Annotated in this window: 15 protein-coding genes; 4 read left to right on the top strand and 11 right to left on the bottom strand. The window is 56.5% G+C overall.

Annotated features, from left to right (window positions below; genetic code table 11):
- Positions 1–142: 142 nt before the first annotated feature.
- Positions 143–1762 carry an ABC-F family ATP-binding cassette domain-containing protein gene (locus ABLU78_RS08240; protein WP_048229903.1) on the top strand — a complete coding sequence of 540 codons (1620 nt, stop codon included), beginning with the start codon at positions 143–145 and terminating at the stop codon, positions 1760–1762.
- A gap of 97 nt (positions 1763–1859) precedes the next feature.
- Here the strand turns inward: ABLU78_RS08240 and cspA are convergent, their stop codons facing one another.
- The 3 genes from cspA to ABLU78_RS08225 form a co-directional block, all read right to left on the bottom strand.
- On the bottom strand, positions 1860–2072 hold the full coding sequence (gene cspA / locus ABLU78_RS08235) for an RNA chaperone/antiterminator CspA (protein ID WP_000014594.1): 213 nt from the start codon (positions 2070–2072) through the stop codon (positions 1860–1862).
- A 264-nt stretch (positions 2073–2336) separates the two neighbouring features.
- Complete coding sequence (locus tag ABLU78_RS08230; RefSeq protein ID WP_015369214.1) at positions 2337–2627, bottom strand: HTH-type transcriptional regulator; 291 nt, start codon at positions 2625–2627, stop codon at positions 2337–2339.
- Between the two features lie 246 nt (positions 2628–2873).
- Positions 2874–4232: an aromatic acid/H+ symport family MFS transporter gene (locus ABLU78_RS08225; RefSeq protein WP_015703774.1), complete on the bottom strand. Its 1359-nt coding sequence runs from the start codon at positions 4230–4232 to the stop codon at positions 2874–2876.
- 436 nt (positions 4233–4668) lie between these two features.
- On the opposite strand from ABLU78_RS08225, the gene ABLU78_RS08220 reads away from it, so the two are divergent.
- Positions 4669–5379 carry a DUF3053 domain-containing protein gene (locus tag ABLU78_RS08220; protein WP_015369216.1) on the top strand — a complete coding sequence of 237 codons (711 nt, stop codon included), beginning with the start codon at positions 4669–4671 and terminating at the stop codon, positions 5377–5379.
- A 66-nt stretch (positions 5380–5445) separates the two neighbouring features.
- Here the strand turns inward: ABLU78_RS08220 and ghrB are convergent, their stop codons facing one another.
- From ghrB to ABLU78_RS08190, 6 genes are all read right to left on the bottom strand, one after another.
- A complete protein-coding gene (gene ghrB / locus ABLU78_RS08215; protein ID WP_015369217.1) occupies positions 5446–6417 on the bottom strand; it encodes a glyoxylate/hydroxypyruvate reductase GhrB in 972 nt (323 codons plus the stop codon).
- A 24-nt stretch (positions 6418–6441) separates the two neighbouring features.
- Entirely contained in the window at positions 6442–7722 is a 1281-nt protein-coding gene (locus ABLU78_RS08210; RefSeq protein WP_015369218.1) for an MFS transporter, read from the bottom strand.
- A gap of 100 nt (positions 7723–7822) precedes the next feature.
- Complete coding sequence (locus ABLU78_RS08205; RefSeq protein ID WP_032715299.1) at positions 7823–8758, bottom strand: sugar kinase; 936 nt, start codon at positions 8756–8758, stop codon at positions 7823–7825.
- A 3-nt stretch (positions 8759–8761) separates the two neighbouring features.
- Positions 8762–9511, bottom strand: coding sequence for a hypothetical protein (locus tag ABLU78_RS08200; RefSeq protein WP_020077714.1), 750 nt, complete (start codon positions 9509–9511; stop codon positions 8762–8764).
- A gap of 109 nt (positions 9512–9620) precedes the next feature.
- A complete protein-coding gene (locus ABLU78_RS08195; RefSeq protein WP_015369221.1) occupies positions 9621–10637 on the bottom strand; it encodes a LacI family DNA-binding transcriptional regulator in 1017 nt (338 codons plus the stop codon).
- A 102-nt stretch (positions 10638–10739) separates the two neighbouring features.
- Complete coding sequence (locus tag ABLU78_RS08190) at positions 10740–11402, bottom strand: OmpA family lipoprotein (RefSeq protein WP_015369222.1); 663 nt, start codon at positions 11400–11402, stop codon at positions 10740–10742.
- A 168-nt stretch (positions 11403–11570) separates the two neighbouring features.
- Here ABLU78_RS08190 and ABLU78_RS08185 point away from each other — a divergent pair, with 168 nt between their 5' ends.
- Positions 11571–13901, top strand: a complete 2331-nt coding sequence (locus ABLU78_RS08185) for a molybdopterin guanine dinucleotide-containing S/N-oxide reductase (RefSeq protein ID WP_032715297.1) — start codon at positions 11571–11573, stop codon at positions 13899–13901.
- Here ABLU78_RS08185 and ABLU78_RS08180 read toward each other — a convergent pair.
- Both ABLU78_RS08180 and tag read right to left on the bottom strand, forming a co-directional pair.
- On the bottom strand, positions 13870–14310 hold the full coding sequence (locus tag ABLU78_RS08180) for an N-acetyltransferase (RefSeq protein WP_015369224.1): 441 nt from the start codon (positions 14308–14310) through the stop codon (positions 13870–13872). The genes ABLU78_RS08185 and ABLU78_RS08180 overlap by 32 nt on opposite strands.
- Complete coding sequence (gene tag, locus ABLU78_RS08175) at positions 14307–14870, bottom strand: DNA-3-methyladenine glycosylase I (protein ID WP_015703770.1); 564 nt, start codon at positions 14868–14870, stop codon at positions 14307–14309. Before tag ends, ABLU78_RS08180 begins: the two co-directional genes overlap by 4 nt.
- Positions 14871–15127: 257 nt before the next feature.
- Between tag and ABLU78_RS08170 the strand changes: the two genes are divergently transcribed.
- Positions 15128–15712: an autotransporter outer membrane beta-barrel domain-containing protein gene (locus ABLU78_RS08170; protein ID WP_161799885.1), complete on the top strand. Its 585-nt coding sequence runs from the start codon at positions 15128–15130 to the stop codon at positions 15710–15712.
- Positions 15713–15851: the final 139 nt, after the last annotated feature.

Genomic DNA, 15851 nt, shown 5'->3' with positions numbered 1-15851 from the left:
GGGCCTGGCTATCCTATGCCCCGACGAATCCCTCGTCTCACTGGAGCGCACACGACAAATGAACAAACACGACTGATGAATTTCACGCCTTACCTCGCAAACGCTGCGGGTAGGGGAGTATTGATTTCATTCAGGAGTGCTTATGGCTCATTGTGCCCACACCCCCTCTTTTGTTTTACATCAGGTCACCTGTCAGTTCGCGACGGGACAGACGCTTTTTGGCCCGCTGAATTTATCGCTGGAACCGTTGCTTTGTGGCCTTGTCGGGCGAAATGGCGTTGGCAAGACACGCCTGTTGCGTCTGCTGGCGGGCCTTGATTCTCCTTCCGGCGGGCATATCGAACGGTCAGCCACCGTTGCCTGGGTGGCGCAGCAGCCGACCCTCACCGCCGGGACAACCGTCGCCTCGCTATTGGGTTATGCGTCCCTATTCGACGCCCTGTCCCGCCTTGAACAGGGAAAAGGGCTGGCAAATGACTTCGAACTGTTGGATGGCCGTTGGGATCTGCCCGACCGCCTGAGTTCAGCCTTCTGCGATGCCGGGCTCCCGGCATTCGCCGCCGATCGTCCTGCCTTTTCGCTCAGCGGTGGCGAACGAATGAAGGCGCTACTGTGCGGCGCATTCGTTTCTGGCGCGGACTATCTGCTGTTGGATGAACCCACCAACCATCTCGATCGTCAGGGTCGGGAGTGGCTGTATCAACAGCTGAAACTCTGGCGGGGCGGGGCCTTAATCGCCAGCCATGACCGTGAATTGCTGGCCCTGATGCCGAGAATTATTGAGCTGACGCCGGCGGCGCTGCGCAATTACGGCGGCAATTATGCTGAATATCAGCAGCAACGTGAAGCGGAGCAACAGGCTGCCCGCTCGGCGCTGGAACATGCCGCAATCGAACGGCGGCGCGCCCGGGCGCGGATGCAAAAGGAGCATGATGCGGCCCAGCGGCGTTCGGCGCAGACGCTGCGTACCGTCGATACGCTGAATATCGCCTCTTTCGAGCGTGTGAAGTACAAAGGGGCGGCAAAAGAGCGTCCTGGCACGCTGCGCCGTCAGCATCGCGAACAGAACTGTAGTCTGAATGCCGCTGTGCACCAGGCACGGGAGCGGGTAGAAGAAGATAATCCGGTGATGTTCACACTGCCTGGCAGTGAAGTGGCCGCCGGCAAGCAGGTACTGGTGCTGGAATCGCTGCAGTTGGCTCACTCATCCCCCGCGCCGCTCGACTGGCGGGTGGATGGCCCGATGCGCATCGCGCTAAAGGGACCAAACGGCTGTGGCAAAACAACATTATTGAAAACCCTGATGGGGCTGGAGCAGGCAACCGCTGGCGACGTCCGGCTGTCGGTGAGTGCGGCGTATCTCGATCAGCATCTGACGCAGCTGGATTTATCATTGTCGGTGATGGCGCACCTTAACCTGGGCGATACCCCACTGGATGAGGGAGTACTGCGTAGCCGTCTGGCGCAGCTCCAGTTGGGAGCTGACAAGGTCAGCCTTCCGCTGGCGGCGTTAAGCGGCGGCGAACGCCTGAAAGCGGCGCTTGCCTGCGTGCTCTGGCGGCGGGACTCAACTCAATTGCTGCTGCTGGATGAGCCAACCAATCACCTCGATCTGGCGTCGACCCAGGCAATTGAAAGCGCGCTGGCGACGTTTCCCGGCGCGATGCTGGTGGTATCGCATGACGAGGCATTTTTACAGGGTCTGAAGCTGACCCATTGTCTGGAGTGGAGGGAAACGGGCTGGCATTTTTCCGCCCTCTGAATGACAACAGGCGCCATCTGCTGATGGCGCCTGTTGACGACAGATAAAAAAAATCCCCGCCATAAGGCAGGGATTTATTATTCTTAGCGGCTTGAACTTACAGAGAAGTTACGTTGCCAGCTGCCGGGCCTTTAGCGCCGCTTTCGATGGTGAAGGAAACTTTCTGACCTTCGTCCAGGGATTTGTAGCCATCGTTCTGGATAGCAGAGAAGTGTACGAACACGTCTTTAGAGCCATCGTCAGGAGTGATGAAGCCGAAGCCTTTGTCAGCGTTGAACCATTTTACGATACCAGTCATTTTACCGGACATAGTGAATTACCTTTAAAAAAATTAGTGAGCCTTGCGGCGTAGTGGTCTGGACTACAGATTTAAAGCGATAAAGGGAAAGTTCACTACGGGGATATCTAATGGATAACCTTTGAAGGACTGCTCTATTCGACTGCTCTGTGGTCTGTACATCAAACCTGCGAGCATTAACGCATGTTCTCAGTCGGATAGCAAACTTTTTTTCATCAGGATATAAAACGGCCCTGCATCAGGACCGTTACCAAAAGAAGATAGTAAACCAGTTTTTCAATCTATTAGCTGCCTTGAGAGCTGGGGATTGGCCATCATCAGGCGCATCAATTTGAGCTCCGTGGATGAAGGTTTTACCCGTCGCGATTCCCACTCTTCAACCATCGCGACGCTGACGCCCATAGCATTGGCGAAATCATCTGTCTTAAGGCCTGTGCCCTTACGCAGCCGTTCGAATTCATTAAAAACGCTTGGGGTACGGGCGTGCGTAGCCGTTTGCGGCTGGTCTTTAAAAACAATCTGTTCCAGGTTACTCAACAAATCAAATACGGGATCTTTATATTCCATTGAGAGCTCCTATTCTGTCTCACTGCGGAGAGGAAAATACATCGAGCCATTTAAGAATAGTCGCAAAAGCAAGGAAAATAATAACCGAAGTGATTATTTGTCGGCGTGGTTTCGTTAATCACCTGGAAAAGCGGCGTGCGTAAAAGCTAAGGGGATGATTACTAAGAGTGTCAGCAGCTTTGGAAAATTTATGTAAATGATGGTTAGCGGCAAGAAAAAGCCAGCGCAGAGCGCTGGCTGGATTGATTAGGCTTTCTGTAGGTTTTTACCGTCATTTGGCTTAACGGCAGGTTGGCGCTGGCTCAGTTTGTATTTCACTACCAGGGCGATGGCGGATAAAAACGCCGGGATCGCCAGCATGGTGAAGATGGTTTCAAACGACAATTGTGCCTGCATCAGGAAAGCGCCGCTGAAGGCGCCGAGGATCCCGCCGAAGCGGCCGATACCGAGCATCCAGGCAACGCCGGTGGCGCGGCCCTGGGTTGGATAGAACCCGGCAGCCAGCGCCGGCATTGATGATTGCGCGCCGTTCATAATGCTGCCAGCGATAAACACCATCACTCCCATCAGCAGCAGATTGCTGGTTGAGAAACCGACCAGGCAAACAAAGACGCCGGTGAGCAGCCAGCCGACGGCAACCACCTTGTTAGGGTTGATCTTATCCATTAGCGCGCCGAGGATCAGCACGCCAATCCCGCCGCCGAGCGGGAACAGGGCGGTGATGATAGAAGCCTGGCTCATCGAGGCGCCGGTCTCGCGGATAAGCAGCGGCAGCCAACTGGTCAGCAGATAGAAAATCAGCAATCCCATAAAATAGGTCAGGCACAGCATCACGGTGCCCACGGCGTAGCGCGGGGAGAAAATCACGCCAATGGCTGACTTTTCCTTCACCTGGCCTGCTTCACGTAGCTCAAATTCAACCGCATCCGGCAACGGCGCGATACGCTTCAGGATGGCGGCGATCCGCTGCGCCGGCTGCCGTTTCACGACCATATAGCGTGCGGATTCCGGTAGCAGGAACATTAACGCCACGGCCAGCAGCAGCGGCATCACGCCGCCAAGCACCAGCACGCTTTGCCAGCCATAATGCGGGATCATCCAGGCCGACAGAAAGCCTCCCAGCGACGACCCCATTGGGAAGCCGACGAACATCAGGTTTACCATCAGCGCGCGGCGGCGTTCCGGAGCATATTCGCTCATTAGCGTCGCGGCATTCGGCATTGCCGCGCCTAAGCCCAATCCGGTGAGGAAGCGCAATAATGTCAGTTGGTTAAGGCTACTGGCAAATGCGGTTAACAAACTAAAGCCGCCGAAAACCAGGATCGACATAATCAGCACTTTCTTGCGGCCAATACGATCGGCGAGCGGCCCGGCCGTCAGCGCGCCGACGGCGAGCCCGACCAGAGCGGCGCTCATTACCGGGCCCAGCGCGGATTTCTCAACACCCCATTCCTGTACCAGGTCTGAGGCGATAAAACCAATAATCGCGGTATCAAATCCGTCCATCGCGACGGTAATAAAACATAAGGCGAGAATCATCCATTGGTACTTCGTGAATGGATGTTCGTTGATAAAAGCCTGAATATCGATGGTTGTTTTCTTCATACGGCATTCCTGGCAGGCTGAGCGGGGGACAGAGGTATTGTTATAGTCTCCCTCGCTGTCATTGATGTTGTTTGTGCGATAATCGAACATAACGCCGTTAATCGCTCATTAATCAAACCATTGAACCTGCCTGTAGACAATGTGCCGCCTTCAGGAAGCGTGCGATTATCGTCCGCTTTGCGTAATTCCTTCGCCGTTAATTTTATTAATTTTAATTAAATCAAAAAGATATTTACTATTTTTTTGGCTTAAGTTATCGCGTTAAATGTGATGAACTTAACAGCGGGCCTGGCTGGCGCCGGGAAGGCGAAAAAGGATATTTTCCGCGGTAAGATTATCAGGAAAGGGTATCCTGCAAGGCCGTCCTGGACTATCCTTGTCAGCGTCTGGCACGCGTGTGCCTGTTTGCGCTTTTTTTGGCTGAAGGAGTAAAAAAATGGCGACAGGAAAGTCCTGCTCTCGCTGGTTTGCGGCCGTTGCGGCCATATTAATGGTGGTTAGCCTGAGTGGGTGTTTTGATAAAGAAGGCGATCAGCGCAAAGCGTTCATCGACTTCCTGCAGAATACGGCAATGCGTAGCGGCGAACGTCTGCCTACGCTGACCGCCGATCAGAAAAAACAGTTCGGCCCCTTCGTGTCCGATTATGCGGTGATTTACGCTTATTCACAGCAGGTCAGCCAGGCGATGGATGCGGGTCTGCGCCCGGTGGTTGATAGCGTTAACGCCATTCGCGTGGCGCAGGATTATACCACTCAGCGTGAGCCGCTGCGGCAGGCTAACGGTGCGCTGGGCGTGCTGAGCCAGCAGCTGGAAAACGCTAAAATGCAGGCGGATGCCGCGCATGGCGCGCTGAAGCAGGCTGATGATCTTAAGCCGGTTTATGACCAGGTGTTTAATAAAGTCGTGACGGCGCCGGCGAATGCGCTGCAGCCGCTGATTCCGGCCGCGCAGGTCTTTACTCAGCAGCTGGTGCAGGTGGGTGATTTTGTCGCTCAGCAGGGGACGCAGGTGAGCTTCGTGGCTAACGGTATTCAGTTCCCGACGTCTCAGCAGGCAAGCCAGTACAATGCGCTGATTGCTCCGCTGGCCGCTCAGCATCAGGCCTTTAATCAGGCCTGGACGGCGGCGGTTAACGCCACGCGTTAATCGGTATATCACTGTTCTCCCGGCTGACGGCGTAAGCGCCGCCGGCCGGGCTTCTGCTTTCCTCGCTTACTTCACCTGCGGGTTCACGCAGTTCTTCTCAACCTTGCCGTTCAATGCGTCAATCAGGTTATCTACCGCGCAGGCCGCCATGTTATAGCGGGTCTCGTGGGTGGCGGAACCAATGTGCGGTAGCGCGACCACGTTCGGCAGCGTCAGCAGCGGCGAATCTTTTGCCAGTGGTTCATGTTCAAAGACGTCAAGACCGGCAGCGTGGATCTCACCGGCCTGCAGCGCCGCAATCAGCGCCTGCTCGTCAACGACCGGACCGCGCCCGGCGTTAATGAAGATGGCGGAAGATTTCATTTTGGCAAACTGCGCTTCGCCGAACAGGTGGTGGGTCTCTTCGCTCAGCGGCAGAATGAGGCAGACGAAATCCGCTTCCTGTAACAGGGTATCGAGATCGCAGTAGCGCGCATTGAAGCGCTCTTCCGCCTGTGGATGCTGCCGGCGCGCGTTATACAGAATCGGCATGCCGAAACCGAAGTGGGCGCGCTGCGCCAGCGCCATGCCAATGCGGCCCATGCCGACGATGCCCAGGGTTTTATGGTGTACATCGCAGCCGAACCAGTCCGGCCCGATGCTCTTGGTCCATTCGCCCGCTTTCACGCGTTCAGCGACCTCAACCACCCGACGCGCGGTGCTCAGCACCAGAGCCATCACCGTATCGGCGACGGTTTCGGTCAGCACGGTCGGCGTATGCATCAGCAAAATCTTGCGCGCGTTCAATGCATCGACATCAAAATTGTCGTAGCCGACAGACACGGTAGAGGTCGCACGCAGCTTCGGCATTTTCTCCAGTAACGCGGCGTCAACCTTTTCACTCGAACCCAGTAAACCTTCCGCCTGGGCGAAAGCCTCCGCGTGCTGCGAAACGGTTTCCGGACGCAGGTTTTTCACCTGGGTGACGGAAAAGTGTTCCTCCAGACGGTGTAACAGATCGTCGGGGAGCGTTTTATAGAGAATGACAGACGGCTTCATGCGAATCTCCGTAGCGTAAGTAGTTCAGGCGTGATGAGCGCCAAGCGGAAGTTTTTGATTCTTAGCAGGCTTAACAATTAAAGTAAGCCATACCGAGGCGAAAAGCGCCACACCCATGAAAATGTACGAGGCGGACGGGCTGCCGGTTGCGCCGTTGAGATAGCCGACGAACCACGAACCAAAGAAAGAACCCAGCGCTCCCATACTGTTGATCAGCGCCATCGCGCCGCCGGCGACGTTGCGTGGCAGCATCTCCGGGATAATCGCAAAGAACGGGCCATACGGGGCGTACATGGCCGCGCCAGCGATCACCAGCAGGGTATAAGAGACCCAGAAATGGTTGGCGCCGACGGCCCAGGAGCCGATGAACGCCAGCCCGCCAATGAGCAGCAGCGGCCAGACAAACAGCTTACGGTTCTGCATCTTATCGGAAGCCCAGGAGACGGCAATCATCGCAATCGTTGCCGCCAGATAGGGTACTGAAGAGAGCCAGCCTACTTCGACCATCCCCATGTTTTCGCCGCCGCTGCGGATGATTGACGGCAGCCACAGTACGAAACCGTACACGCCGATGCTCCAGGCGAAATATTGCATACACAGCAGCACCACGTTGCGTGAACGGAAGGCTTCGCCATAGTTACGTACCGCTTTGATGCCCTGCTGTTCGCGCTCCAGTTGTTCCTGCAGCGCCGCTTTTTCACTTTCCGCCAGCCAGTTCACCTGCGACGGTTTGTCTTTCACCAGTACCCACCAGCAGAAGGCCCAAATCACAGCAGGGATCCCTTCAATGATAAACATTTCACGCCAGCCAAAGGCCTGGATCAGATAACCCGATACGACCGACATCCACAGTACGGTGACCGGGTTACCGAGGATCAGGAAAGTGTTAGCGCGTGAACGCTCTGATTTGGTGAACCAGTTACTGATGTAAATCAGCATCGCCGGCATGACCGCCGCTTCCACCACGCCAAGGATAAAGCGGATGGCCGCCAGCGCCGGGATGTTATGCACCACGCCGGTTAGCGAGGCGCAGCCGCCCCACAGGATAAGGCAGATAAAGATAAGTTTACGCACGCTGCGGCGTTCAGCGTAAATCGCTCCTGGGATCTGGAAGAAGAAGTATCCAAGAAAGAAAAGGGCGCCAAGCAGCGATGAGATGCCTTTGGTGATGCCAAGGTCTTCGGTAATGCCCGCGGCCGATGCAAAGCTGAAGTTGGCGCGGTCAAGGTACGCCAGGCTATACGTGATAAACACGATAGGCATGATGTACCACCAACGTTTTGCTGCATTTGTTGAACTGTTCATAGGCTTGCCTCTGTCAATGAGGTGACATACGCCCGCCGGAACGGGCGCTGCTGTGCCGCGCTGCATGTAGGGTACAGGACGGCTGTTTTAGGTGAAAAGATTATTCGCCCAGCGCTTCGCGGGTGGGCAGCCCTTCGCTATCGCCCTGTACCTGAATGGCCAGCGAGCCAATTTTGTTACCGCGGTTCACGGCTTGCGTCAGCGTTTTGCCTTCCAGCAGCGCGCTGATTACGCCAACGGCAAAGCCATCACCCGCGCCGACGGTGTCCACCACGTTGTCGACTTTAATGGCTGCGATGGCGCCCTGTTCGCCGTTGGCGGTCTTGAACCATGCGCCGTCGCAGCCGGTTTTAATCACCACCGCCTTAACGCCGCGCGACAGATAGAAATCAGCGATACCTTCCGGCGTCTGCTGGCCGGTAAGAATCACGCCCTCTTTTAAGCCTGGCAAAACCCAGTCAGCCTGGAAGGCGAGGCGGTTCAGTTTCTCCACCATCTCGGCTTCGCTTTTCCACAGTACCGGGCGCAGGTTTGGATCAAATGAGAGGGTTTTCCCTTCGGCTTTCATCACCCTGGCCGCATGTTCCAGCAATGCATACGAGCTGTCGGACAGCGCGGCGGCGACGCCGCTTAAGTGCAAATGGCGGGCGCTGGTGAAGTAATCAGCGCGGAAATCTTCCGTCGACAGATGGCTGGCAGCCGATCCTTTACGGAAATATTCCACGATGGGATCGGTTCCATTTTCGACTTTAGATTTCATCTGGAAGCCGGTAGCGTAGCGCTCGTCAACGGCTACGCCGCGCGCGTCGATGCCTTCTTTGGCCAGCGAATTCAGCACGAAGCGGCCAAAGCTATCGTTGCCGACGCGGCTCACCCAGCCCACCTTCAGCCCCAGGCGCGCCAGGCCGGTCGCCACGTTCAGTTCAGCGCCGGCGACGCGTTTGATAAAGCGTTCAACCTCCGCCAGTTCGCCGGTTTCGGTGGCGACAAACATCGCCATGGCTTCGCCAATGGTAATGACATCTAAGTTTTCCATGGCTTAATCCTCGCGTAACAGATCAACGTAATGGCGGGTGACGGCGGTCAGGTCGTCGCCGACCAGCGGGAATTCAATACCGCGCGGCGCGTCGGCGGGCAGGTTATCGAGCAGCGCCAGCCAGCGAGCGTCCGCCTGGTCCGGTGGGACGGCGCGATACTTCTCATGATGAGGCTCCGCCGCCTTCACATGAATATAGCTGACAGCGGGGGCGAGATGGCGCGCGGCTTCTTCCGGCGAATCGCCGACCCACAGCCAGTTTCCCATGTCGAAAGTCAGCGTCACCGGCATCTGATGGACCCGGCAGGCGGCTTTGAAGCGCTGCATCGGCGCCAGTTGGCCGCAATCGGTCTGGTCATTTTCCACCACCAGCGCCATGCCGCTGGCGCTCAGAATGTCGCGCAGCGTCTCCAGCTGTTGGTTATGGATGAAATGACCGAGGGAGAGCTTCAGCCACAGAGCGTTGAGGGTTTGCGCTTCTTCAAGTAACGACGGGAGATGGGGATTGAGCTCGCCGTTGTCGGTGAACAGCGCTTGTGGCGCGGAGTAGCAGGCCAGCAGCCCCTGTTTTTCAATGTCGGCCGCCAGCGTCGGCAACTGCTTCAGTTCCGCCGCGCTGAACAGCTCGCGGCGAATTTCCACGCCATCGGCGCCGGAACCGGCGATAAAGGGTAATACGGCGGACTGCCCGCCAAGCGCTTTAACGTGGTCGTTGCCATAAGCGGCGGTGACGACAATGATTTTTCTGGCCATTGAACAAACTCCTGGCGTGGTGGGGCTAAACTCCCTATTACGCTAGATGGTACCGGTTCCAAAGGAAAGGCCAGGATGTTTAATTTATGATCGTCATCACGATGAATCGTTAACGAGACGTTGATCCCCGGACAATAAGCTCGCCGGAGAAGACCCGCTCGCAGATGGGGTCGCTGCCGCCTTCGATACGCCTGACGACCTGTTCGACCGAAGCATAGCCAATCTGCCAGGTTGGCTGTTTGAGGGTGGTAATACCGACGCCCGCCAGCTCCGCCCATTCCAGCTCATCGAAGCCCAGCAGGCCGATATCGCTGCCCCAGATGAGGTCAACGCGCTTCAGTGAACGGGCGACCTGTAACGTCAGGGCGCCATTGGCGGAAATCACCGCTTTGCGCATTCCGCGGTGGCGGGCGTGGAACTGGCGCAGGACGTTATCCATCATGGCGCCGTCGTTGAGCGGCACCTCGGCGTTTTCCGCCACCACGCCAGCATAGCGCTGTAGGGTCGCGCGAAAGGCGTCCAGGCGCTCGCGGCGGGTGTTTACGGAGCCGATTGGCTCGCTTAAAAACAACAGCGCTTCAAAACCCTTTTCCACCAGATGTTCGGTGGCGGTGGTGGCGGCCTGAGTGTTATCCAGCCCCACGACATCACAGGCGAAATCGGGGATTTTACGGTCGATAAGCACCATCGGTAGCGAGGATTGCTGCAGGCGGTTGAGGCCTTCTTCGCGCATGCCGACTGCATTAACCACAATCCCTTCAACCTGATAGCTACGCAGCAGGTCAAGGTAATGCAGCTCCTGATCGACCTCGTTGTTGGTATTACATACCAGCAAGGTGAAGCCTTTTTCGCGGCAGGCGGCTTCAATCCCGCTTAACACGTTCACGGAGTAAGGGTTGGTGATATCGGCGATGATCAGGCCAATCAGGCGGGTACGGCCATGTTTGAGACCACGGGCCATCAGGCTGGGACGGTAGTTGAGCTCGGCAATCGCTTTTTCAATCCGCGCCAGCAGATCGTCGGAAAGCAGATGCTTTTCGCCGTTGAGATAGCGTGAAATGCTGGTTTTACCGGTCTTCGCGGCTTTCGCCACGTCGCTGATGGTTGCTCGCGCCGCTTTCGCCATGATGGCTTCCTTTGCTGAAAATCTGCCAACACCTTAGCGCGAAAAATAGCGATATCAAGCATTTTGCCCGGCAGGGAGGCTGCCGGGCCGGAAACGAGAAGATTACTGCAGCGGGCTGAGGGTAATTTCCACGCGACGGTTCTGCGCTTTGCCTTCCGCCGTGCTGTTGCTGGCGATCGGGTTCGCCGGGCCCATGCCGGTAGTGCGAATACGGTTGGCCGCTACGCCCTGAGTGATGAGCGCGCTGGCGACGCTGTCGGCACGCTGTTGCGACAGACGCATGTTCAGATCGTTGCTGCCGGTGCTGTCGGTGTAGCCGACGACGTTAACGGCAGTTTTCTCGTACTCTTTCAGTACCATCGCGACGCCGGTCAGGGTGTTGGCGCCTGCAGGTTTCAGGTTGGCGCTGCTGCTGTCAAAGGTGACGTTATTCGGCATGTTGAGCACGATGTTATCGCCATTTCGCGTCACGCTGACTCCGGTTCCCTGCATTTTTTCGCGCAGTTTCGCTTCCTGCACGTCCATGTAGTAACCGATGCCGCCGCCTAGCGCCGCGCCTGCCGCTGCGCCAATCAGCGCGCCTTTGCCGCGGTCATGCTTGGAAGAGGAGAGCGCGCCGACGCCTGCGCCTACTAAGGAGCCGATACCCGCGCCGATGCCGGATTTTCCCGCTTCGCGTTCGCCGGTATAAGGGTTGGTAGTACAACCAGAAATAGCCAGTGTGCCGCTAACGATAGCAGCAATCATGAGTACGCGTTTTTTCATCTTATTTCCTTAATCCTTTTTATTCTTTGCCACCGCAAGCGTGACGGTTGATTATGACGTCCGAATACGGAGAAAATTCCCCGTAGGGTATCTCTTTTTGTAAGTAATATTGAACGGTTGACTAACAAACCGTCACAACACCTGCATTCGCTGACCCAGGAGCCTGCTTTGCCAACTTCATCTGCAACTAAAACCATCTTAACCGCGGCCCACTGGGGGCCAATGCTGGTGGAGACGGATGGTGAAAATGTGATTTCGTCCCGCGGCGCGCTGGACACCCCCTTCGCCAACTCGCTGCAAACGGCGGTGCGCGAACAGGTGCATAGTAAAACTCGCGTTCGCTATCCGATGGTGCGAAAAGGCTATCTCGCCTCGCCGCAACAGCCGCAGGGCGTACGCGGGCAGGATGAATTCGTGCGGGTAAGCTGGGAGCAGGCACTTGATCTGATTGATGCCCAGCATCGACGGATCCGCGAAAGCTACGGCCCGCAGTCGATTTTCGCCGGTTCCTATGGCTGGCGTTCTAACGGCGTGTTGCATAAGGCGGCAACCCTGCTGCAGCGCTATATGAGTCTTGCCGGGGGCTATACCGGACACCTCGGCGATTATTCAACCGGCGCGGCGCAGGCGATCATGCCTTATGTGGTTGGCGGTAATGAAGTTTATCAACAGCAAACCAGCTGGCCGCTTATCCTGGAGCACAGCGAGGTGGTGGTGCTGTGGAGCGCTAATCCGCTGAATACGCTGAAAATCGCCTGGAACGCCTCGGATGAACAGGGGATCCCCTGGTTTGATCGCCTGCGCCAGAGCGGCAAGCGGCTGATCTGTATCGATCCTATGCGATCGGAAAGCGTTGATTTCTTTGGCGAATCGATGGAATGGATCGCGCCACATATGGGCACTGACGTCGCGTTGATGCTGGGGATCGCCCATACCCTGGTAGAGCATGGCTGGCAGGACGATGAATTCCTCGCCCGCTGTACCAGCGGTTATGACATTTTCGCCCGCTATTTGAGTGGTGAAAGCGACGGCGTCGCCAAAACCGCCGAATGGGCGGCGGCAATCTGCGGCGTAGCGGCGGATAAAATCCGCGAACTGGCGAAACTTTTCCACGAAAACACCACTATGCTGATGTCCGGCTGGGGCATGCAGCGCCAGCAGTTTGGCGAGCAAAAACACTGGATGCTGGTGACGCTGGCGGCGATGCTGGGGCAGATTGGCACGCCCGGCGGCGGTTTTGGTCTTTCTTACCACTTTGCCAACGGCGGCAATCCCACGCGCCGCGCCGCAGTGCTGGCCTCCATGCAGGGCAGTGTAGCGGGCGGCGTAGACGCGGTGGAAAAAATCCCGGTTGCCCGCATCGTTGAGGCCCTGGAAAACCCCGGCGCAAGCTATCAGCACAACGGGATGACGCGGCGCTTTCCCGACATCCGCTTTATCTGGTGGGCGGGCGGCGCCAACTTTACCCATCATCAGGATACCAACCGCCTGATTCAGGCCTGGCAGAAGCCGGAGCTGATTGTGATTTCCGAATGCTTCTGGACCGCCGCCGCGCGCCATGCTGATATCGTCTTACCGGCGACCACTTCGTTTGAGCGTAACGATCTGACCATGACCGGCGACTACAGCAATCAGCATCTGGTGCCGATGAAGCGGGTGGTCGCGCCGCGCGATGAAGCGCGCGACGATTTCGATGTTTTTGCCGATCTGAGCGAACGCTGGGAGGCGGGCGGCCGCGAACGCTTCACCGAAGGAAAAAACGATTTGCAATGGCTGGAGACCTTCTACCAGATTGCCGCCCAGCGTGGGGCGCAGCAGCAAGTGACGCTGCCGCCGTTTACCGAATTCTGGCAAGCGAACCAGCTAATTGAAATGCCGGAAAACCCGAATAACGCCCGTTTCTCCCGCTTCGCGGCATTTCGCGCAGACCCGCAGGCTAACCCGTTAAAAACCGCGAGCGGAAAAATTGAAATTCACTCGCCGACCATTGCCGGGTTTGGCTATGCCGATTGTCCGCCGCACCCGATGTGGCTCGAACCTGACGAGTGGCACGGCAACGCCGAGGTGGGTCAGCTGCAGATACTTTCCGCCCATCCGGCGCACCGCCTGCATAGCCAGTTGAACCAGACTTCGCTGCGTGAACGCTATGCCGTCGCCGGGCGCGAACCGCTGACTATCCATCCGCTGGACGCTCAGGCGCGCAATATCGCCGACGGCGATCTGGTGCGGGTGTGGAATTCGCGCGGTCAGGTACTGGCTGGCGCGGTGGTCACGGAAGGCATTCGTCCGGGGGTGATTTGCCTGCATGAAGGCGCGTGGCCGGATATCGACCCCGATGCCGGCATATGCAAAAACGGCGCGGTGAACGTGCTGACGAAAGATATTCCGACCTCGCGTCTGGGCAATGGTTGCGCCGGGAATACGGCGCTGGCATGGCTGGAAAAATACGATGGACCCGCGCTGGCGCTTAGCGCATTTGATCCGCCGGCCAATGCATAATCCAGGTTGGGTGCTGAGTATCGTCCTGCCATGCGCAGTCTTCTATACGGAAACCTTGCGCGTGGTAGAAATTTACCGCCCGCACGTTTTTCTGATAGACCTCCAGGCTTAACCAGTCGTAGTGCTGCTTGACCTCATCAAGCAGCGCGCGGCCGATACCGTGGCGGATCGCTTGCGGGGCGACGAAAAGCGCCCCGACGAAGCGCGAATCCATCACGCTGATAAACCCTTTCAGTGCGTCATTCTCCTGCCACACCCAGGTGGCGGCGGCGGGAAGATAGACATCGCGCACAACTTCCAGGCTTTCCCGCCAGTAGCTTTCAGCAATGAACGGATGCGCGTAAATCGTGCTTTCCAGCCATAACTCGAGTAGCGGGCCGGTCTCCGTGGCATCCCATTTTTGGATCATGCTGGTCTCCCGGGGTAGCAACAGCAGCCGGTCACATGATCGTTGACTAACCCGCAGGCCTGCATAAATGAATAACAGATAGTGGAGCCGACAAATTTAAAGCCGCGCTTTTTTAGCGCCTTAGATAGCGCATCGGAGGCTGGTGTGGTGGTGGGGATTTCGGCGAGTGTCGCCGCATGGGTAATTTGCGGCTGATTATCGACAAACGACCAGACGAAATCGCTGAATGCTTCACCGTTGGCTTCCATGGCGAGAAACGCCCGCGCATTGCCGATGATGGCCTGGATCTTTCCCCGATGGCGGATAATGCCCGCATTCTGTAGCAGGCGCTCGACGTCTGCTTCATCCATGGCCGCTACGCGAACCGGGTCAAACTGGTGAAAGGCCTGACGATAGTTTTCACGTTTTTTCAGAACGGTTATCCACGAGAGCCCCGCCTGTTGGCCTTCCAGGCAGATCATTTCAAACAGCTTTTGCGGTGTTCTCTCGGCGACTCCCCATTCTTTATCGTGATACTGGATATAAAGAGGATCCTGGCTTACCCATCCGCAACGTTGCATGTTTCTCTCCCTTTCGTCAGAAAACTTTTTCATCCGCCTTGACGGCTGAAAGATAAAGATAATAGTTAATACAGGGAAACCACTTCCCATCAACTCTTATACTTCAAGTTGCGTAGAAGTGGGCGGCAGCTCGAATTATTTTGAGTATAAAAACACAGCAACATTGCCGATTCGGCTCTTTTGGAGTCGCATTAATGATAATAAAGAAATGCAATGGCCTCCGGGGTGGGTTGATCCCGGCGTGCATCACTATCTGGATGTCGTGTGTTTCAGGCGCTAATGCCTGGCAACAGGAATATATCGCTAACGATACAAAAAGTAATACGTCCGAACGCTATACATGGGATAGCGATCACCAACCGCGTTATGAAGATATTCTCGCCGAGCGTATGAGAGCGTCAGAAGCGCCCGCAGGGCTGGCGTTAAATCAGGCGCTGTCGCCGCCCGATTTAGGTCACGGCATGAGCGTGGGATGGAACTATTCACTGGCCAGCGGCGTGACCTCCGGGCCGGTCGCCAGCTTGCGTAGCGATCTCAATCCGCCGCCAGCGACGCGTCGCGCGGGCGAAAGTATTTATGTCAACACGCTTGGCTGGCGTATGGATTATCAGCAACTGTGGGGCGTGCATCCATGGGCGCAGGTAAGCTATAACCAGTCTATTTCTGTCGATAACAATGCGTCGATTAGCCGCGGAAAAGACGGTAGCTGGGGCGACGTCACGTTGGGCGCCGATATGCCGCTGGGTTCGCATCTGGCGGCATGGGCCACGCTTTCGCAGGCAGATAATGTGCCATCGGGTGAAAATACGCTGTATCTGATGGGGGTCAGCGCCAATTTCTAAATGATTTTGTTACGCATTTGAAACGCAGTCGTTATTGTTAAATCTCAGTAACGGCGCGTTTCTGTGAGATAGCGCACACTAACTTGTTGGTGAAAATTTAGGGAATGAATGTTTTGCAATGCCATTCATTCCGCCATAA

It is taken from the genome of Klebsiella sp. JN_Kp122 (assembly GCF_040062085.1).
Taxonomy (GTDB): Bacteria; Pseudomonadota; Gammaproteobacteria; order Enterobacterales; family Enterobacteriaceae; genus Klebsiella; species Klebsiella aerogenes.
Note: the sequence above shows the minus strand (reverse complement) of the source record. Positions and strands in the feature narration are given on the sequence as shown.